The sequence below is a fragment of the Pseudomonas bohemica genome (assembly GCF_002934685.1).
Classification (GTDB): domain Bacteria; phylum Pseudomonadota; class Gammaproteobacteria; order Pseudomonadales; family Pseudomonadaceae; genus Aquipseudomonas; species Aquipseudomonas bohemica.
The window spans coordinates 69,572-89,079 of record NZ_NKHL01000119.1 but is presented as its reverse complement, the minus strand read 5'-3'; the positions used below and the strand labels follow the sequence as shown (position 1 = coordinate 89,079).

Genomic DNA, 19,508 nt, shown 5'->3' with positions numbered 1-19,508 from the left:
GCCTCGTCTAAAAATCGCCATTTCCTGCAACAAAATTCCCGATTTGTAGCCTCTTTCTTACAGCCCTCTCTCTTTCTTGCGAAGGACATTTCCTAGAAACTCTTACCCGCTTGTGCCTTGGAGTTTCGATCTTTAGGCTGCGTCGGTCGCTGAAAATCAGCGTCCGGGTTTAGCAGCCTGAATTGTCTCCAATAGCCAGCAAAACCGCGTTATGGCGGCTTTGCGCGGGGCACCTTCGCGTGCGCTGGTTTTTGGCCTTTGGGACCAGTCTGCTAACCCGTGTCAAAGCTGCCACCCTCATTTCGTTTAGCAGCGAAGCTTGCGTGGCCCTATCCACTCAAAGGTCTACGAAATGGTCAAAATCACTCCAGATCCACCCGACAAATCCCTTGAAGAATCCCTTGCCCATGCATCAGGCTTGCTGCGTTGCGCCTTGGCATCAGCCTGTGAAAGCGCAGAAAACCTCAGCGGCGTAAAACGCGATCTGGCTTTTTCGGTCGTGCACCTGATCGATATGGCCAAAGCCGTGGTTGATCGATCGCTGGATCAAGTCGAAATTCGCTGAGCTACTGCGCTGCCCCCCTGTAAAGCGCACTTGCCCGCGATACGCCGTTTCTGTAACGAAGGTCCGTCTGACCCAACGCCATCGCGGGCAAGCGCACTCCTACAATTCGTGGCGCCGTATTCACCCCCTGTTCTACCCCTCCATCACCCAAATCAATCTTCCTGTTCACCCCTTCCCCGCCCACCTAGACTCGACGGCAATTCAACGCAAGGTAATGCCGCCATGTCCGAGACGCTGCTCAGTTCGCGCAATCTGGCTTTCGAGTTGTATGAAGTGTTGGACGCCGAGGCGTTGACTCAGCGCGAGCGTTTCGCCGATCACAGCCGGGAGACCTTCGATGCGGCGATTACCACCGCGCGAACCATTGCCGAGAAGTTTTTCGCCCCGCACAACCGCAAAAATGACGAAAACGAGCCGCGCTATGAGAACGGCGAGGCGGTGCTGATTCCTGAAGTGAAACCAGCGGTGGATGCGTTTCTCGAAGCAGGTTTCCTCAACGCGGCACGCAGTTTCGAGGCAGGCGGGATGCAACTGCCGACATTGTTATCGCAAGCTTGTTTTGCCCATTTTCAGGCCGCGAACGCGGCTTCGACGTCGTACCCGTTCCTGACCATGGGCGCGGCGAATCTGATCGAGAATTTCGGCAGCGATGAACAAAAGCGGCGCTTTCTGCAGCCCATGATCGAGGGGCGCTTCTTCGGCACCATGGCGTTGACCGAACCCCACGCCGGCTCGTCGCTGTCGGACATCCGCACCCGCGCGGAACCTGCAGCGGATGGCAGCTATCGCCTGCGCGGCAACAAGATTTTCATCTCTGGCGGCGATCACCCGCTGTCGGAAAACATCATCCATCTGGTGCTGGCAAAACTTCCCGATGCACCGCCTGGCGTCAAAGGTATTTCGTTGTTCATCGTGCCGAAATTCATGGTCAACGATGACGGCAGCCTGGGGCCGCGTAACGATGTGTTGCTCGCCGGGCTGTTTCACAAAATGGGCTGGCGCGGCACCACGTCGACCGCGCTGAATTTCGGCGATAACGGTAACTGCGTGGGTTATCTGGTCGGCAAGCCACATCAGGGCCTGAGCTACATGTTTCAGATGATGAACGAGGCGCGGATCGGTGTCGGCATGGGCGCCGTGATGCTGGGCTACGCCGGCTACCTGTACTCGCTGGAATACGCCCGCGCGCGCCCGCAAGGCCGTCTGCCCGACAGCAAGAACCCAGGGAGCGCGCCGGTCTCGATCATTCAGCACGCCGACGTGAAACGCATGCTTTTGACGCAGAAAGCCTACGTCGAGGGCTCATTCGATCTGGGTCTGTATGCAGCCCGACTGTTCGACGACACCCAGACCGGCGAAAACGAAGAGCAACGCAAGCTCGCCCATGAGTTGTTGGACCTGCTAACCCCCGTCGTCAAATCCTGGCCCTCGGAGTTTTGCCTGAAGGCCAACGAGCTGGCGATCCAGATCCTCGGCGGCCATGGCTACACCCGCGAATACCCGGTCGAGCAGTATTACCGCGACAACCGTTTGAATCCGATTCACGAGGGCACTCACGGCATTCAGTCGCTGGATTTGCTGGGACGCAAGCTGGCGCAAAATGGGGGCGCAGGACTCAAACAATTGATTCGACTGATCGCCGATACCTGTCAGCGCTCTCAGGAGCACGGATCATTGAGCACACTGCGCCAGCCACTGGAAAAACTGGTAGCAAGCTTGCAGGTCGTGACACTGGAACTGCTGACGGATCTGGCCCAGGGCAAGGTCACCGCGACGCTGGCCAACTCGGCGCTGTACCTCAAGGCGTTCGGCCACACGGTCATTGGCTGGCGCTGGCTGGAACAGGCGATTCGCGCGGAAGAGGGGATGAACAAAGGCGTCAGAGCCGACCACGATTTCTACAGAGGCAAGCTGCAAGCAGCAAGGTACTTCCTGACATGGGAAGTACCTTGCTGCCACCACGACCTAGCGATTCTTCAGGCACGTGATGACGTCTGTTTATCGATGCAGGACAGCTGGTTCTAAGAGGCTGTAGATCAGCAAGCGCTCCACGTTGGGTTGATATGAGCATTAGCAGGAGGGCAGAGAGCCACCCTGCTAACGTTACTCAACTATCAAACCATCGGCGCGGTGCAATCCAGGAGTTCTCCCGACCGGCCAGGATTTTCAGTCGACCGGCAAATGGCGCATAGAAGTCATATGCGTCTTTGAGCTGCAGCGCATAAAACAGAGAACTGACGCCCGACCTCGGTTTGATCTGCCCGTCTAACAGATCCGCATAGTCAGGACGAGTACTCCGGATCGTATCCATGAAAAGCCGAGGCCCGGTAACGTGGGATATGGTCGTCATGTATGGATTGATGCCGTTCTCCTCCTCCAACTTCTTGCCCGACAGGACGTCGAGGGTCTCGCGCTCGCTTGTGAAACGCGCATAGAGTTCCTTCTGCATTTCCCTCAGAACCGGGTTGCCGGGCTGGCTCGCGAAATGGCTGTTGCCTGGGCCGTAGTACGACATTCTGGCGCTGGTTACTGGCTCGCCCACCAACAGATCACCTGGCCCAGACAGCAACTCAGCTCCCGCGAACGAGCGAGGAATGACGTCATCGCAGTCCATGTAAATCCCGCCATATTCTCGAACCAGTCGATACCTCAGAACATCGGACGCGGCAGCAAAATTGTCACCCGTACCACTTCTGAAGTACTCGTACGGCTCGGCTGTTTCCGGCTCACTGAGAAACCCCTCGTAAAACGGCTCATTGTGAAGATTTGAAATTTTCATGTTGGGATAGTCAGCAAATTTGGCCTGCAACTGCTCTACCAGCGTCAAATCGCTGAGAGCCTCGTTGTCCTCAATATCAACGTGCAACGTGAACTTGAGGTCCGGACTGGTGTTCATGTTTCCTTTGATTGTGTCGATCAGTTGCTCACGGGGAAGTCTGTCACCCAGCCATATCTGATGAACGGTTCGGTCCACAGCACGGGCCTGCGATGGGAGTCCAGGTATGCGCGGAAACTCGTAAACCTCGGTGGTGATCCACGACCCGTACCTGTCCGTGAGCTTGAGGTATTTGGTCTCGGTGCCGGAAACCCAGCGACTTTTTTTATTCCGCCAGAACACCTTTTGCGCATTCTTGCGCCAAGCTGCGATGTCCGCGTCGAAGGTCACACGGGTGCCGTCGGCGTAAAACTCCTGGACCGACTCACCGGCACTATTAATCGCGTCCCTTGTTTCGATCCCATCCATCGGTATTTCGATTCGCACGGCAGGCTGTGCGTGAGGAGGCTTGAGAGCGTCCGGTGCCAGCTCTGGCATCGGCTCTGGCACCACTTCCACATAGCTATCGCCGCCACGAAGCCCAGGCCTCAAGTCAATATCGGAGTAGAAACCCTTGGATTGTTTGATGTAGGGCCCTTTCAGAGCTGGATGTTCAGAGAAGATTCGGTATTGCTTCGCCTCTTCAACTCGCTCTACCTGGTAGATTTTCGAATGCACCCGAGCAAAATAACGGGTGTGGCCTGTCTCAGCACGAGGGACCCGGTAGACAGCACCGAAATCGTCCGTAGTCCAGGCACCAGAGGCGTCAAGCGGCATGTCGTACTCAAGTTTAGCCAGATCCTTCCTTAGTTCAGGCGTCAGTGAGCGAAGCCCATCAGGCTCTATACCAAACGCTTTCACACTATCAAACGTCGTTGCATAGTGGGCTTTCAGAGCCCGCCGGTCTTGCTCTTCCTGATCCAGTCGAGTCTGGCGTTCACCTGGCGATTCACTGGCGCGTTCCTGGCTTTCTTCAACGGCTTGCGCTTGCGCTCGTTGCTGCTCAGCGAGGCCCGCCGCTCGTTCCTCTTCACTTTGGCCGGCGATTTTCTGCCCGATTTCATCTGCGGCACCGGCGCTCACCTCGTCGCCAGCACGTGCCGCGGCGCCTGCAAACTCGACGGCACCCACTGCCCCTTCAGCCAGGGCTGGCACCGCGTTGAGTACACCAAAAACGATCCGACCAACGCCCTCCTTCCGTTCTTCGACCGTTCCCTCTGCCGCTTCATCAGCGCCGATTCCGATCAGAGCCGAGGACATAGCTACCAAGGGAATCCAAAGGAAGGGTACAGCGACGGCAATAGTGCCGGTAACGGTGATCGCGCTAGTCAATATCTCAGCCGCCACTTCCTCGTTGTAATCTCTGCGGCTTCGGATAAGTCTTTTTCCGTCGGATTCGAGACGGCTGCGCAAGTTACGCTTGAAATGGGTAAACGGCCATGGAGAAAGCGCAGGGCCGAGATGGATTTCGTGGGCGGGATCCCAGAAAGACGAGTTGACGGTCAGCCTGTGCGGATAGGCCGCCAGGCATGCCAGGGCAGTGTGGATCCCGGTAAGGAAAGTCCCGTCAGGGGTGTCTTCGGCCCGGAATTGCCCTTCCAGCGCCTTCCTTTGCAGCGGATGTCTACACTGTAAGGCAAACCAGTTGCTTAGCGCCGTCATGTCCTTGAAAGCATGTAGAGGGGAAGAGTTGCCAGGGATGTACACCACGAGCCTCTCTGCATACTCATCCTTCACCACAATGATTCCGGAGGCGACGTACCGATATACCATCAGTTCGCGAAACGTGAACCGGCTCGGGACCAAGGGAGCATCCCTGAACGTTTCGAACGTCAACGTATCCCACGGTTGCTGGGCGTTCAGGCCCATCGCATTCAGCACCAGGGCTTTATCGTCTTCAGTTAGCGACCCTTCCTCGTGCTGCACGTAGGCTGACTTCAGAAGCGCCGCCTTGATGAGCAAGTTGTAGTCTTCGCCGTGCTGGTCCCAAAAGCGCGTCAGCGATTTCTCGTAACGTGTCTGCAGATCCGCGTCCCAAATGAAGCGCTTGAACTTCTTCGGATCCATGGCTACGTGGGTCCCTTCGTCGAAACGCTGGGGGTTGCTTTTGCGGTAAATCGCCTCGTAGGCAAAACATTCGCCAAGCGGCAGCGGTTTCTCAGAGATTCTGGCGGGATATCCCCCCTGCCTGTACTCCTCCAGAACGCCCAAATGATCGTAAAAATGACCATCGCCGTTCTGCTGCCAGTTGCGCATCATCGCCTCGGTCAGGGTCATTGAAGAGGCGATATTGGCCCGTCGGTCTCCGTGGTCATAGGCATCTATGTACAGGGTTGTGATCAAGAGCTGGTCAGGATCGATATCTAATTCCAGATGCTCCAAAACGTAATTTTTGGCGGCTTCATGGGCGTAATAACGCGGTGATTCAAACTGTATATGCTTTTGCGAAATAAAATCTTTGAGCAGGAAAGGGGGGGTAGGGTCGACAATGTTCCCGTCTTCATCTACCCAAACCTGTATATCCGGGCCCACCGCCCATTGCGAGCCCCCAGGCCCATAGTGAGAACGCACTCGCGATTCGGTACACACGTTATATCCCTCCCTGGCACGTGCATTTCTCTCCCGATTTTGTGAGGCGATCGTATGAAACTCCTTATCCTGTCCATTACGCATCATTTGACATCCTGTCAGTGGTTCGAAGCTTTAGGGTAAAGGCATTCCATCCTGCGAATGCGATACATATGTACTTCATGCAAGGCGATTTTTGCGGTAAACAGCCGCGTTCCTGACGTCTAGATTGTAAGAATGCGTTGAGACGAGTGGGTATTAAGCTTTGACAGCTAACCAATTCAATGGGTTAAATCCGTTGGCACGCGGACTGCATGGCTAGTCTTCGGATACTTTTCATTTTCGTTTTGTCTGGAGTACCGCCCTTGGATGCCACGACCATCAACAGCCTGTTCCTGATCGGCGCGTTGCTGGTGGGCGCAAGTATTCTGGTCAGTTCGCTGTCGTCACGTCTCGGCATCCCGATTCTGGTGATCATCCTTGCGGTCGGCATGGCCGCAGGCGTCGATGGCGGCGGTATCATCTTCGACAACTACCCGACGGCCTATCTGGTCGGCAACCTCGCGCTGGCGGTCATCCTGCTCGACGGCGGCTTGCGAACGCGGGTGGCGAGTTTCCGCGTAGCGCTCTGGCCTGCCCTTTCGCTGGCAACGGTCGGCGTGTTGATCACCACCGGGCTGACCGGCATGGTCGCTGCCTGGCTTTTCGATCTGAACATCATTCAGGGCTTGCTGATTGGCGCCATCGTCGGCTCCACGGACGCCGCGGCGGTGTTCTCGTTGCTGGGCGGCAAGGGCCTGAACGAACGGGTGACAGCCAGCCTGGAAATCGAATCCGGCAGTAACGATCCAATGGCGGTGTTCCTCACCGTGACCCTGATCGACATGATCTCCAGCGGCCAAACGGGGCTGCACTGGAGCCTGTTGGGGCATCTGGTTCAGGAGTTCGGCATCGGCGCCATCGTCGGCCTGGGTGGCGGCTGGCTGATGCTGCAACTGGTCAACCGTATCAATCTGGCCAACGGTCTTTATCCGATTCTGGTCATCGCCGGCGGGCTGGCGGTGTTCGCCCTGACCAACGCCATTCACGGCAGCGGCTTCCTCGCGGTTTACCTATGCGGGCTGGTGTTGGGCAACAAGCCGATTCGCAGTCGCCATGGCATCCTGCACATGCTCGACGGTATGGCCTGGTTGGCTCAGATCGGCATGTTCCTGGTGCTCGGCCTGCTGGTTACACCTCACGACCTGCTGCCGATCGCGCTGCCTGCACTGGGGCTGGCGCTGTGGATGATTCTTGTGGCGCGCCCGCTTTCGGTTCTGGCCGGCCTGTTGCCGTTCCGGGTGTTCCACGGCCGGGAAAAAGCCTTCATCGCCTGGGTCGGTCTGCGCGGGGCAGTGCCGATTATTCTCGCGGTATTCCCGCTGATGGCGGGTCTGCCACAGGCTCAACTGTTCTTCAATCTGGCGTTCTTCATCGTGCTGGTCTCGCTACTGGTTCAAGGCACGAGCCTGCCGTGGATGGCCAAGTGGCTGAAGGTGACGGTTCCGCCTGATCCCGCGCCGATCTCCCGTGCGGCGCTGGAAGTTCACGTCACCAGCGAGTGGGAGCTGTTCATTTACCGTCTCGGCGCAGAAAAATGGTGCATTGGCGCGGCGCTTCGCGAGCTGAAAATGCCAGAAGGCACGCGGATTGCGGCGCTGTTTCGGGGCCAGCAACTGCTCCATCCGTCGGGTAGTACAGTGCTTGAAACCGACGATCTGCTCTGCGTCATCGGCCACGAACACGACCTCCCGGCCCTCGGCAAGCTGTTCAGCCAGGCACCGCAGCGAGGTCAGGATTTGCGGTTCTTCGGCGACTTCGTCCTCGAGGGAGACGCTCAACTCGGGGCTGTCGCGGCGTTGTACGGTCTGAAGCTCGACGGCCTGGATTCGAATATGCCGCTGAGTCAGTTCATCATTCAGAAAAATCGCGGCGCGCCAATCGTCGGCGACCAGATCGAATGGAACGGAACTATTTGGACCGTTGCAGTTATGGAAGGGAACAAGATCCTCAAAGTGGGCGTCAGATTCCCCGAAGGAAGCCGCCCGGGTCCCGGGTTGTTCCTCTAGACTGCTCACCTTTCCTGATTGTTCGACCCGGTGTCTATGTTCACGCTGCGTACCTTTTTCGCCTCAGCCTTGCTGGGGCTTTGCCTTTCCAACGTCCCGGTTTTCGCCGCCGACACGCCTCCACCTTCCAGCGACGCGGTTCAGCAGAGCCTGGACAGGATCGCCGACCGCAAACTGTCTGCCGATGAACAGAAAGCCTTGCAGCAAGTGCTCGAACAGACGCTCGGGTTCCTCGGCAGCCAGAAGGACAACCAGCAAAAGCTGGAGGACCTGAAGAAGCAACTGGCGGACGCGCCCAGGCAGACCAGCGAAAACCAGCGCGACCTGGCAAAGCTCAAAGCCAGCAAGGTGATCCCCGTCGCCCAGCGCTACGCCAATATGGACGTGCCGCAACTCGAACAGATGCTCAGCCAGCGCAGCACCCAGCAGGCCGATCTGCAGAAGGCCCTGAACGACGCCAACAGCCTGGCGATCACCGCGCAGACTCGGCCGGAACGCGCTCAGGCGGAGATCAGCAATAGCCAGACGCGCATCCAGGCCATCAATGGCATCCTCAAGTCCGGCAAAGATGGCGGCAAGGCCATCAATGGCGACCAGCGTGCGCAACTGAATGCCGAACTGGCATCGATCAACGCGCTGATCGCCTTGCGTCGCCAGGAACTGGCCGGCAACAGCCAGCTGCAGGACCTGGGCGGCAGTCAGCATGACCTGCTCACCGAGAAGGTCGCCCGTCAGGACCAGGAAATCCAGGACCTGCAGACGCTGATCAATGACAAGCGGCGCGCACAGTCTCAGCAAACCGTGACGCAACTGTCGATCGAGGCACAGAAGGCCGGGGGCAGCAGCCTGCTGGCGACCGAAAGCGCCGCCAACCTCAAGCTCTCCGACTACCTGTTACGTGGCACCGACCGCCTCAACGAACTGACCCAACAGAACCTCAAGACCAAAACCCAGCTTGACGCGATCACCCAGACCGATCAGGCGTTGGACGAGCAGATCAACGTGCTGAGCGGCAGCCTGTTGCTGTCCAAGATTCTCTATAAGCAGAAGCAATCGCTGCCCAAGCTGAAACTCGACAGCGGCCTGGCGGACGAGATCGCCGACATTCGTCTGTACCAATTCGAGGTCAACCAACAGCGCGAGCAGATGAGCAATCCGGCCAATTATGTCGACACCCTGCTCGCAACCCAGAAACCCGAAGACGTCACCCCGGCGCTGCGCAAGACTCTGCTCGACCTGGCCACCACCCGCACCGACCTGCTGGAACGACTCAACAGAGAGTTGAGCTCGCTGCTCAATGAATCCATCACGCTGCAACTCAACCAGAAACAACTGGTGAGCACGGCCATCAGCCTGCGTCAAACCCTGGACGAGCAGATGTTCTGGATTCCCAGCAACAAGCCGCTGGATCTGGAATGGTTCGAGCGGGTCAAACCACGCCTGACCAAACAACTCACCACCCTGCCCTGGACCTCTACCGTCAGCGAGTTGACTGACGGGCTGACCCAACGCCCGCTGATCTTCCTGCCGCTGCTGCTGGTGATCGGCACCCTGATGTGGAAGCGCAAGGCGCTGTACGACAAGCTCAACCGGCTGCACGGCGACATTGGCCACTTCAAGCGGGACCGGCAGTGGCAGACGCCGCTGGCCATCTTCATCAACATCTTGCTGGCAATGCCGCTTTCGCTGGCGCTGGCGTTGTGCGCACTGGCATTGCAGATCGACGCCCGCGAGCAGAACGTCAATCTGGGCGCGGCGCTGATGCAGATCTCCCTGGCCTGGCTGGTGTTCTACACGGCCTACCGCATCCTTGCGCCGGGTGGCGTAGCGCAGTTGCACTTTCGCTGGGAGAAGGTGCAGGTTGAATTCCTGCGCGGCTGGATCCGCCGTCTTGGGCTGGTGGTGCTGGCGCTGGTGACCGTGGTGGCGGTCGCCGAACACGAGCCGTCTGCGCTGGCCGACGACGTGATCGGTATCGCCGTAGTCCTGACCTGTTACGCGATGATGACCTGGCTACTGGGGCGTCTGTTGCTGACCAGCCCGACGCACCAGAACGCCTCGTTGTTCCGTCGTGCGGTAGGTCTGGCGTTTACTGCCCTGCCGGTCGCGCTGTTCCTCGCGGTGTGCTTCGGCTACTACTACACCGCGCTCAAGCTCAGCGACCGCTTGATCGACACGCTTTACCTGCTGATGGTGTGGCTGGTGATCGAAGCTGCCTTCGTGCGGGGCCTGAGCGTCGCGGCGCGCCGTCTTGCCTATCAACGTGCGCTGAGCAAACGTCAGGCGGCCAAGGAAGCGGGCGAAGGTGAGACGCTGATCGAAGAGCCTACGCTGGACATCGAGCAGGTCAACCAACAGTCGTTGCGGCTGATTCGCCTGGCGCTGGTCGGCGGGTTCATCGGCGCTCTGTATCTGGTCTGGGCCGATCTGATCACTGTGTTCTCATACCTGGACAACATCACCCTGTACGAATACACCAGTGGCACCGGCGCGACGATGAGCATGGTACCGATCAGCCTCGGTGACCTCATCGGCGCATTGGTGATCATCGGCATCACCTTCGTGCTGGCGGGTAACCTGCCCGGCCTGCTGGAGGTACTGGTGCTGTCGAAGCTGAACCTCAAACAAGGCAGTTCCTACGCAACCACCACGCTGTTGTCCTACATCATTGCCGGTGTCGGCTTCGTCGCGACGCTGTCCGCACTGGGCGTAAGTTGGGACAAGCTGCAATGGCTGGTGGCTGCGCTGTCGGTCGGCCTGGGTTTCGGCATGCAGGAGATCTTCGCCAACTTCATCTCCGGCATCATGATCCTGTTCGAGCGCCCGGTACGGATCGGCGACACCATTACCATCGGCAACCTGTCAGGCACGGTCAGCAAGATTCGCATTCGTGCGACCACGATCACCGATTTCGACCGCAAGGACATCATTGTCCCGAACAAGACGTTCATTACCGGACAACTGATCAACTGGTCGCTGACCGACACCATTACCCGCGTCACGCTCAAGCTCGGCGTCGATTACGGCTCCGATCTGGATCTGGTGCGCACCCTGCTCATCAAGGCAGCGCAGGACAACCCGCGTGTGCTCAAGGAACCAGCGCCCCATGTGTACTTCCTGAATTTCGGCGAAAGCACGCTGGATCACGAGCTGCGCATGCATGTGCGTGACCTGGGCGACCGCAACCCGGTGCTCGATGAAATCAACCGCTTCATCAACAAGGAATTCAAGAAGCAGCACATCAACATCTCGTTCCGGCAGATGGAGGTTTACCTCAAAAACATGCAGGGGCAGGAGTACAAGATGGTGCCCATCGAGCCGGAGCAGAAGGACATCGCTACTCCCACTTCCGTGCCCGCGGCGCCGAAGGATGTGCCTGAGCCTCCCGACGTCAAACTCGACTGACAGCCATAAACCCAGCAGAATGCTCGGACATTCTGCTGGAGGCATCCCTTGAAAGCCCTCGACGAGTTGACCTTCGATAACCGCTTCGCCCGCCTGGGTGACGCGTTTTCCACGTCCGTATTACCTGAGCCCATCGCCGAACCCCGATTGGTGGTCGCAAGCGATGCGGCGCTGGCTTTGTTGGATCTGGACCCCGCGCAAGCCGAAGAGCCGGTTTTCGCTGAGTTGTTCAGCGGCCACAAGCTCTGGGCTGAAGCGGATCCGAGGGCGATGGTTTATTCCGGTCATCAGTTCGGCGCCTATAACCCGCGTCTGGGTGATGGTCGTGGCCTGCTGCTGGGCGAGGTCTATAACGACGCCGGTGAGCACTGGGATTTGCACCTCAAGGGCGCCGGGCAGACGCCGTATTCGCGCATGGGCGATGGCCGCGCCGTATTGCGCTCGTCAATTCGCGAGTTTCTCGCCTCTGAAGCGCTGCATGCCTTGGGCATTCCGACCAGCCGTGCGGGCTGTGTGATCGGCTCGACCACGCCGGTCTGGCGAGAAACGCAAGAACGCGCGGCGATGGTGCTGCGTCTGGCGCAAAGCCATGTGCGCTTCGGCAGCCTGGAATATTTTTTCTACACCCAACAGAACGAACAACTCAAAGAACTGGCCGATCACGTGCTCTCTTTGCATTACGCCGAATGCCTGGAGCAGCCCGAGCCGTATCTGGCGATGTTCCGCGTGATCGTCGAACGCCAGGCCGAGCTGATCGCCAAATGGCAGGCTTATGGCTTCTGTCATGGCGTGATGAACACCGACAACATGTCGATTCTGGGCATTACCTTCGACTTCGGCCCGTTCGCCTTTCTCGACGATTTCGACCAGCATTTCGTCTGTAACCACTCCGACCATGAAGGCCGCTACTCCTTCAGCAATCAGGTACCGATCGGCCAGTGGAACCTTAGCGCGCTGGCCCAGGCGCTCACGCCCTTCATTGGCGTTGAGGCACTGCGCGAGGCATTGGGAATGTTTCTTCCGTTGTATCAGGCCCACTATCTGGACCTGATGCGACGTCGACTAGGACTGACCACCGCCGAAGACGACGACGCCGAGCTGATCGCCCGCCTGCTGCAATTGATGCAGAACAGCGGCGTCGACTACAGCCTGTTCTTCCGCCGCCTCGGGGATGAAGCGCCTGAAATTGTCGTAGGCCGTTTACGTGATGACTTTGTTGACATGCTGGGCTTCGACGCCTGGGGTGATGCCTACACAGCACGGGTCGCCCGCGAACCCGAAACCAGTCAGGACGACCGTCGCACCCGCATGCACGCAGTCAACCCGCTGTACATCCTGCGCAACTATCTGGCCCAACGCGCCATCGAAGCCGCCGAACAGGGCGACTACAGCGAAGTCCGCCGCCTGCACCAAGTGCTGTGCAAGCCGTTCGAGGAACAGGCCGGGATGGAGAGCTATGCACAGCGGCCGCCGGATTGGGGCAAACACTTGGAGATTAGTTGTTCTTCGTGAGGGAAAACGGGGCCGCGCCAGGCAGGGGTTACTTATGATCGTCTTCGGCCTCGTCTTCTTTGGCGCCACCCAATCGGTCTGATTGCCACATACGCGCAAGCACTTCAAAAAGGGTAGGCAGTTTTCCAGGATCTATCATCATCTGCTCATCCTTGCCATTGATCTGCGCAATTAACCTGGCTTCATAGTTGTCGGGGTACTGTGCCCGCTCAATCGGACCTGCATCAGTCATAGTCGGGCAAACGAGGGAGTCCTTTCGGTAAAACCAAGCGATTTGATCCCATCAAGGTCCCCGCTCAAACGATGAAGTGGCAGCAGCCTGACAAGGCTTAGCTTGATAAATCAACAATCAGGCTCCACTTACCCCTCATCAGCCTTATTCAGGTAGCTGTCATGTCCGAATCTCTTCATATTCCCTGCCCGCATTGCAATGGGCTGAACCGCATCCCTGCCGATCGACTGGCCGATCAGCCCAAGTGCGGGCGCTGCAAGCAGCCGGTGTTGTTGAGCAAGCCGTTCAATCTGACTCAGGGCGACTACGCCAGTCAGATCAAGGGCGATCTGCCGCTGCTGGTGGATGTCTGGGCTGAATGGTGTGGGCCGTGCAAATCCTTTGCGCCGACCTTCGAGCAGGCGGCGGCTCAGCTCAGTGGGCGGGCGCGGTTGGCGAAACTGGACAGCGAAGCCAATCAGCAGCTGTCGGCGCAGTTGGGCATCCGTTCGATTCCGAGCCTGATTCTGTTCAAGAACGGCCGGGAAGTGGCGCGTCAGAGTGGTGCCCTGCCGCTACAGCAATTGATTGCCTGGCTGGCGAGCCAAGGGATTTGACGGCCTATTCTTCAGAGCTTGAGGCGCTTGCCTGCTTTGGTGGTAGGACACGTCTGAATGCGCTGTTCGGACTCACGATGTCGTTTTCAATGCCTAGGATTTAGCCGTACTTACAGGTAAATCAGAGGCGGCGAACGATGACATCGGTAATCAGGGAAGGCGACTCGACCACCACCGCAGGCGTGGTTCTGCAGACATCAGGGACCCAGAGCTGGGGCGAACGCCGGCTTGCGCGCATGGGTGACCCGGTGTGGTGTGCGGCCTGTGAGCAGGTGGGATACATCGCTCAAGGCAATCCGACGTATATCGATCAGCTCCACGCTGTCGCGACGCATGGGCAGATCGTGCGTTGCGACTGCCCAGTTGGGGACCACCGCCTGATCGCCAGCCAGGATGAGTTGAGGGCCGACATGGAAGCCACCATCGACATCCCCAAGGATCAGGCTGAAGTAGCTCGCAAACGCGCGAAACGCCTCAGCAGAGCCATGCGCGAAGAAGGCGCGTCGTAGCAGCGTTCACCGCGTCGCATTGTTTTCCAGCAAATGGTGCAATTCGACGAACTGCTGGCTCAGCTTGTGACGCGGATCCAGGTGAATCAGCGGCATGTTGGCCTGATGCGATTCACGCATTTTCACCGAGCTAGTGAGGTAAATCGGCAGCACGGGAAGGCCCTCGGCGATCAGCTCGTCGAGAATCTGCTGCGGCAGGCTGGCGCGCGACTGGAACTGGTTGACGATGATGCCTTCCACTTCCAGATCTTCGTTGTGGTCCTCCTTCAGTTCCTCGATTTCCTTGAGCAGGCCATACAGCGCCTGCCGGGAAAAGCTGTCGCAATCGAAGGGAATCAACACCCTGTCCGCCGCGATCAATGCCGATACCGCATAGAAATTCAACGCGGGCGGCGTATCCAGGTAGATACGCTCGTAATCGTCATCCAGCTCGTCCAGCAACTTACGCAGCTTGTTGATCTTGTGCTTGGCCTCGAGCTTGGGCTGCAGATCGGCCAACTCGGCGGTTGCTGTGACGACATGGAGATTGTCGAACGGGGTTTCGTAAATATCGACCTGAGTCTTTTTGGAAAACGGCCCGGAAGATAGGGTCTGCTTGAAGAAATCGGCAATGCCCATCGGGATATCCTCGCCGGTCAGCCCCGTGAGGTACTGCGTGGAGTTGGCCTGAGTGTCGAGGTCGATCAAGAGCGTCCGGTAACCCTCATGGGCACTGACGGCTGCCAGGTTACAGGCGATACTCGATTTGCCGACCCCGCCCTTCTGATTGAACACCACACGCCGCATTTGAAAACTCCCTGTCGCTGTCTTGCATTGAAGGATCGTTGCGCGACCCGATGAATGGATCGAGTCTAGGCAATCCACATGACAAGGGCGAGCGTCCCGGAAAAATCTGATGGCTGAAATGCAAGCGAACTACACGGAAGGTCGCCGCAGGGCATTCAACGATTACTCGAAAACCCGAACTGTGCGACGTCACGCACATCAGGTCGAGGATTTGCCAGTATCCGGTTACACCTCGATAATGTCCGGCATTGCGCGACAGCGTGTGGCTCTCCGAACGCGGCGATGCTTAAGGCGCTTCCCCCATTTATAGGTAACCTGATGATTCGAGCTTTGCTATTGGCCTGCGTGTTGCTGCTCAGTGCGTGTGCCAGCCAGGATCAGCTGCCGGCGCAGATTCCTCATCTGAAATTCCCGATCCAGGTGAATGCGCAGCGTGAACAGGCCGGTGAGCATCAGCAATGGCGAGTCGAGGCCAGGAAACGGGATCGCGGCGTTCGCTGGACTCTCACCAATGCTACGGGGGAGGTGCTGGCGGTGCAGGATCTCACCAATGACGGCTGGAAGGACCGCGCAGTCTCCGATGCTGACTTCGAAGCCCGCGAGCTGTTCGGCGCCGTGCTGTTCGCGTTCACGTCCGAGAAAGAAGTACGCTTCGACTACCCTGGCGTACAACTTCAGCCCCATGGAAGAACCATCGAGGACCGTTGGCAGGTCAGCTACGCCTCGGAGGGGGTTTTGCGCATCACCCTGCCCGATGGCCTGAGTTATCTCATCAGTCCGATCAAAGGCAAAGCGAGCCACTGATCTTCTGGAATGGGGCGCGCAGGCAGGCCGTACGATCACCCCGCTTTGCGCGTCACCAGCTCGACGAACGCCTTGGCCATGGGTGATTTCTGGTCCTTGCGTTGCACCAGCCACACCGCTGAAGTCGCCTCCGGATCAAGTACCGTGCGATAGACAACGCCATCGATGCGCATGCGTTGATACGAAGCGGGCAGTACCGTCACCCCCAGTCCAGCTGCCACCAGACCTATAATGGTCATCGCCTCGCCAGCTTCCTGCGCGAACAACGGGCTGAATCCCGCCTCCCGAGCCAGGTTCAACAACTGCGCATACAGGCCGCTGCCATAGTTTCGCGGGAAAAACACGAACGGCTCGCCGGCCAGTTCCTTGAGGTAAATTCCCCGCTCGTTGCCTTCAGCCAACGGATGATCGGAACGCAGAATCGCCACCAACGGCTCGCGCAGCAGTTCAACCGCGACCAGGGAATCCGGCAAGGGCAGCGGACGCATGATGCCGACCTGCATCGATTCTTCCTCCAGCCGCTCGGCGACTTCCTTGCTGCTCATTTCCTGCAGCGCCAGATGTACATCGGGGCGACGCTGACGGAAGGCAAAGAGCGCTTGCGGAATGGTCGAGGTGAACGGCGCCGACGCGGTGAAACCGATCTTCAATTCGCCTAGTTCGCCGAGTTGTGCGCGGCGGGCGACATCGGAGGCCTTTTCGACCTGAGCCAGCACCAATCGCGCCTCGTCGAGAAACAGCCGGCCCGCCTCGCTTAGCGCCACTCGTCGGTTGGTCCGCTCGAACAAACGCGCACCCAGTTCGATTTCCAAAGCCTGGATTTGCTGACTTAACGGCGGTTGGGAGATGCCGAGAGACTCCGCGGCGCGGCCAAAATGCAGCTCTTCGGCGACTGCGATGAAGTAGCGCAGATGACGTAATTCCATGAACTCACCATTAGGTCGTAAAACCTATCAAACAGGTCGAACAATATATTGGAGGAAATCGTTAGGTAGCTATATGATTTTTCAATCATCGCTTCGCTTCCCTTGAGGTTACCCGTGAATACTGCTGCATCCCCCGCCACGTCTGCGACTGAGATCGACGCCGCCATTCCGCTGGGTGACACCTATATCGAGAAAGACACCCCCGCTTTCATTCGTACCGTGCTTGCGCTGTTTTGCGGCGGCTTCTCCACCTTTTCACTGCTCTATTGCGTACAGCCGATGCTGCCAGTGCTGTCTCGCGAGTTCTCGATCAATGCGGCCGAGAGCAGCCTGATTCTTTCCGTTGCCACTGCCATGCTTGCCATCGGGCTGCTGATCACCGGACCGATATCCGATCGCCTGGGGCGCAAATCGGTGATGGTATTTTCGCTGTTCTCGGCCGCGCTGTTCACCATCGCCAGCGCGCTGATGCCGAGCTGGGAGGGCGTGCTGCTGGCGCGGGCGTTCGTCGGCTTGTCCCTGAGCGGGCTGGCAGCGGTTGCCATGACCTACCTGAGCGAAGAGATTCATCCGCAGCACATCGGCCTGGCGATGGGCCTGTACATCGGTGGTAACGCCATCGGCGGGATGAGCGGTCGTCTCATCACGGGCGTGCTCAGTGACTACGTCAGCTGGCACATCGCTCTGTCGATCATGGGCGTCATTTCCCTGGCTGGCGCCTGTGTGTTCTGGAAAATTCTGCCGCCCTCGCGCAACTTCGCTGCCCGCCCGCTCAACGCCCGCAGCCTGTTGGACGGGTTCGTCCTACAGTTTCGCGATGCCGGTCTGCCGTGGCTATTTCTGGAAGGCTTCCTGCTGATGGGGGCCTTCGTGACGTTGTTCAACTACATTGGCTACCGACTGTTGGCCGATCCTTACAACCTGAGTCAGGCTGTCGTGGGGCTGTTCTCGGTGGTATACCTTTCTGGCATCTACAGCTCGGCCAAGGTTGGAGCACTGGCGGACAAACTGGGTAGGCGCAACGTGCTATGGGCGGTGATCGTGCTAATGATCGCGGGGCTGGCACTCACCATGTTCAGGCCTCTGGCCGTTGTGATCATTGGCGTCGTCATTTTCACCTTCGGCTTCTTCGGCGCCCATTCCGTATCCAGCAGCTGGATCGGCCGCCGCGCGATCAAAGCCAAGGGCCAGGCCTCTTCGCTGTACCTGTTCAGCTACTACGTCGGCTCGAGTGTCGCCGGTACCGGCGGCGGGATGTTCTGGCATTACGCCGGCTGGAACGGCATCGGCGTGTTCATTGGCGTGTTGTTGCTCCTGGCGCTGGGCGCTGCGCTGAAACTGGCGCGAGTGCCGCCGTTGGCGGTGAACGTGAAGGTTTAATCGTCTCCGGCGTTTTCGTACAAAACACGGGTTCGTTTCACATCTTTCCCATCACCTCCCCCAAGCCATCACCGCAGCATGAAACCGCATACGAAAACGCCCGGCATTGACCGGGCGCTTTCATGTCTGCGTATCAGCGATTACGGGTGATATTGCGCCGACAGCTCATGCACGGCATTGATGAATGCACCCGCATTGGCCGGGTCGACTTCTGGCGTGATGCCGTGGCCGAGGTTGAAGACGTGGCCGGTGCCGCTGCCATAGCTTTTGAGGATGTTGGCGACTTCCTGGCGGATGGCTTGCGGGTTCGCGTAGAGCACGGTCGGGTCCATGTTGCCTTGCAGGGCGACTTTGCTGCCGACGCGGCGGCGGGCTTCGCCGATGTCGCAGGTCCAGTCCAGGCCCAACGCGTCGGCACCCACGTCGGCGATGCTTTCCAGCCACAGGCCACCGCCCTTGGTGAACAGGATCACAGGCACTTTACGACCATCGTGCTCACGAATCAGGCCGCTGACGATTTTGCGCATGTAGGCCAGGGAAAACTCTTGATAGGCCGCCGCCGAAAGGCTGCCGCCCCAACTGTCGAAGATCTGCACGGCTTGTGCGCCTGCGAGGATCTGGCCATTGAGGTAGGCCGTGACCGACTGTGCCAGCTTGTCCAGCAGCAGGTGCATGGCTTGCGGGTTGTCATAGAGCATGGCCTTGGATTTGCGGAAATCCTTGGACGAGCCGCCCTCGACCATGTAAGTCGCCAGGGTCCAGGGGCTGCCGGAGAAACCGATCAGCGGCACACGGCCATTCAGCTCGCGGCGAATGGTGCTGACGGCGTCCATGACGTAGCCCAGGTCCTTCTGCGGATCGGGTATCGGTAAGGCCTCGATGTCGGCCAGGGTGCTGACGGTTTTCTTGAAACGCGGGCCTTCGCCGGTTTCGAAATACAGGCCAAGGCCCATCGCGTCGGGCACGGTGAGGATGTCGGAGAAGAGGATCGCGGCGTCCAGCGGGTAACGCTCAAGCGGCTGCAGCGTGACTTCACAGGCGAAAGCCGGGTTCATGCACAGGCTCATGAAATCCCCGGCCTTGGCGCGGCTGGCGCGGTATTCCGGGAGGTAGCGACCGGCCTGACGCATCATCCATACCGGCGTGACGTCTACAGGTTGCTTGAGCAGGGCGCGAAGGAAACGGTCGTTCTTCAGGGCAGTCATGTCGGCATCCGGAAAAAAAGTGCGGGCATTTTCTCAGACACCAACGCAAAAGGCACGGTCGGTGCCGTGCCTTTTATTTATGAGGGCGATTTGTCGC

Annotated in this window: 14 protein-coding genes; 9 read left to right on the top strand and 5 right to left on the bottom strand. The window is 58.6% G+C overall.

The window, feature by feature from the left end:
- Positions 1-352 precede the first annotated feature (352 nt).
- On the top strand, positions 353-565 hold the full coding sequence (locus CE491_RS24680; protein ID WP_110950950.1) for a DUF6124 family protein: 213 nt from the start codon (positions 353-355) through the stop codon (positions 563-565).
- A 222-nt stretch (positions 566-787) separates the two neighbouring features.
- A complete protein-coding gene (locus CE491_RS24675; protein ID WP_110950949.1) occupies positions 788-2,590 on the top strand; it encodes an acyl-CoA dehydrogenase in 1,803 nt (600 codons plus the stop codon).
- A gap of 82 nt (positions 2,591-2,672) precedes the next feature.
- On the opposite strand, the gene CE491_RS24670 is transcribed toward CE491_RS24675, so the two are convergent.
- Positions 2,673-6,056 (bottom strand): dermonecrotic toxin domain-containing protein, encoded by a 3,384-nt coding sequence (locus CE491_RS24670; protein ID WP_110950948.1) that lies wholly within the window; start codon positions 6,054-6,056, stop codon positions 2,673-2,675.
- A gap of 257 nt (positions 6,057-6,313) precedes the next feature.
- Between CE491_RS24670 and CE491_RS24665 the strand changes: the two genes are divergently transcribed.
- The 3 genes from CE491_RS24665 to selO are packed head-to-tail and all read left to right on the top strand — an operon-like array spanning position 6,314 to position 12,973.
- Positions 6,314-8,056: a potassium/proton antiporter gene (locus tag CE491_RS24665; protein ID WP_110950947.1), complete on the top strand. Its 1,743-nt coding sequence runs from the start codon at positions 6,314-6,316 to the stop codon at positions 8,054-8,056.
- A gap of 36 nt (positions 8,057-8,092) precedes the next feature.
- Positions 8,093-11,461 (top strand): mechanosensitive channel MscK, encoded by a 3,369-nt coding sequence (gene mscK, locus CE491_RS24660; protein ID WP_110950946.1) that lies wholly within the window; start codon positions 8,093-8,095, stop codon positions 11,459-11,461.
- A gap of 48 nt (positions 11,462-11,509) precedes the next feature.
- Positions 11,510-12,973, top strand: coding sequence for a protein adenylyltransferase SelO (selO, locus tag CE491_RS24655; RefSeq protein WP_110950945.1), 1,464 nt, complete (start codon positions 11,510-11,512; stop codon positions 12,971-12,973).
- Positions 12,974-13,001: 28 nt separating this feature from the next.
- On the opposite strand, the gene CE491_RS24650 is transcribed toward selO, so the two are convergent.
- Positions 13,002-13,205, bottom strand: a complete 204-nt coding sequence (locus CE491_RS24650; protein ID WP_110950944.1) for a hypothetical protein — start codon at positions 13,203-13,205, stop codon at positions 13,002-13,004.
- 161 nt (positions 13,206-13,366) lie between these two features.
- Here CE491_RS24650 and trxC point away from each other — a divergent pair, with 161 nt between their 5' ends.
- Together trxC and CE491_RS24640 are read left to right on the top strand one after the other, a co-directional pair.
- On the top strand, positions 13,367-13,801 hold the full coding sequence (trxC, locus tag CE491_RS24645) for a thioredoxin TrxC (RefSeq protein ID WP_110950943.1): 435 nt from the start codon (positions 13,367-13,369) through the stop codon (positions 13,799-13,801).
- 137 nt (positions 13,802-13,938) lie between these two features.
- A complete protein-coding gene (locus CE491_RS24640) occupies positions 13,939-14,310 on the top strand; it encodes a PAAR domain-containing protein (protein ID WP_110950942.1) in 372 nt (123 codons plus the stop codon).
- 6 nt (positions 14,311-14,316) lie between these two features.
- On the opposite strand, the gene CE491_RS24635 is transcribed toward CE491_RS24640, so the two are convergent.
- Positions 14,317-15,096, bottom strand: coding sequence for a ParA family protein (locus tag CE491_RS24635; protein ID WP_110950941.1), 780 nt, complete (start codon positions 15,094-15,096; stop codon positions 14,317-14,319).
- A 318-nt stretch (positions 15,097-15,414) separates the two neighbouring features.
- On the opposite strand from CE491_RS24635, the gene CE491_RS24630 reads away from it, so the two are divergent.
- Positions 15,415-15,900, top strand: coding sequence for a hypothetical protein (locus CE491_RS24630; protein WP_110950940.1), 486 nt, complete (start codon positions 15,415-15,417; stop codon positions 15,898-15,900).
- 35 nt (positions 15,901-15,935) lie between these two features.
- Here CE491_RS24630 and CE491_RS24625 read toward each other — a convergent pair whose 3' ends face one another.
- Positions 15,936-16,826, bottom strand: coding sequence for a LysR family transcriptional regulator (locus CE491_RS24625; RefSeq protein WP_110950939.1), 891 nt, complete (start codon positions 16,824-16,826; stop codon positions 15,936-15,938).
- Between the two features lie 114 nt (positions 16,827-16,940).
- Between CE491_RS24625 and CE491_RS24620 the strand changes: the two genes are divergently transcribed.
- Complete coding sequence (locus CE491_RS24620; protein WP_110950938.1) at positions 16,941-18,206, top strand: MFS transporter; 1,266 nt, start codon at positions 16,941-16,943, stop codon at positions 18,204-18,206.
- Between the two features lie 140 nt (positions 18,207-18,346).
- Here CE491_RS24620 and hemE read toward each other — a convergent pair whose 3' ends face one another.
- Positions 18,347-19,411 (bottom strand): uroporphyrinogen decarboxylase, encoded by a 1,065-nt coding sequence (hemE, locus tag CE491_RS24615; protein ID WP_110950937.1) that lies wholly within the window; start codon positions 19,409-19,411, stop codon positions 18,347-18,349.
- Between the last annotated feature and the right edge of the window lie 97 nt (positions 19,412-19,508).

What these genes read in the sequence shown, in the direction of transcription:
- CE491_RS24680 (WP_110950950.1), top strand. Translation starts at nt 353, where the DNA reads ATGGTCAAAATCACTCCAGATCCACCCGACAAATCCCTTGAAGAATCC.
- CE491_RS24675 (WP_110950949.1), top strand. Translation starts at nt 788, where the DNA reads ATGTCCGAGACGCTGCTCAGTTCGCGCAATCTGGCTTTCGAGTTGTAT.
- CE491_RS24670 (WP_110950948.1), bottom strand. Translation starts at nt 6,056, where the DNA reads ATGATGCGTAATGGACAGGATAAGGAGTTTCATACGATCGCCTCACAA.
- mscK (WP_110950946.1), top strand. Translation starts at nt 8,093, where the DNA reads ATGTTCACGCTGCGTACCTTTTTCGCCTCAGCCTTGCTGGGGCTTTGC.
- CE491_RS24650 (WP_110950944.1), bottom strand. Translation starts at nt 13,205, where the DNA reads ATGACTGATGCAGGTCCGATTGAGCGGGCACAGTACCCCGACAACTAT.
- trxC (WP_110950943.1), top strand. Translation starts at nt 13,367, where the DNA reads ATGTCCGAATCTCTTCATATTCCCTGCCCGCATTGCAATGGGCTGAAC.
- CE491_RS24640 (WP_110950942.1), top strand. Translation starts at nt 13,939, where the DNA reads ATGACATCGGTAATCAGGGAAGGCGACTCGACCACCACCGCAGGCGTG.
- CE491_RS24635 (WP_110950941.1), bottom strand. Translation starts at nt 15,096, where the DNA reads ATGCGGCGTGTGGTGTTCAATCAGAAGGGCGGGGTCGGCAAATCGAGT.
- CE491_RS24630 (WP_110950940.1), top strand. Translation starts at nt 15,415, where the DNA reads ATGATTCGAGCTTTGCTATTGGCCTGCGTGTTGCTGCTCAGTGCGTGT.
- CE491_RS24625 (WP_110950939.1), bottom strand. Translation starts at nt 16,826, where the DNA reads ATGGAATTACGTCATCTGCGCTACTTCATCGCAGTCGCCGAAGAGCTG.
- hemE (WP_110950937.1), bottom strand. Translation starts at nt 19,411, where the DNA reads ATGACTGCCCTGAAGAACGACCGTTTCCTTCGCGCCCTGCTCAAGCAA.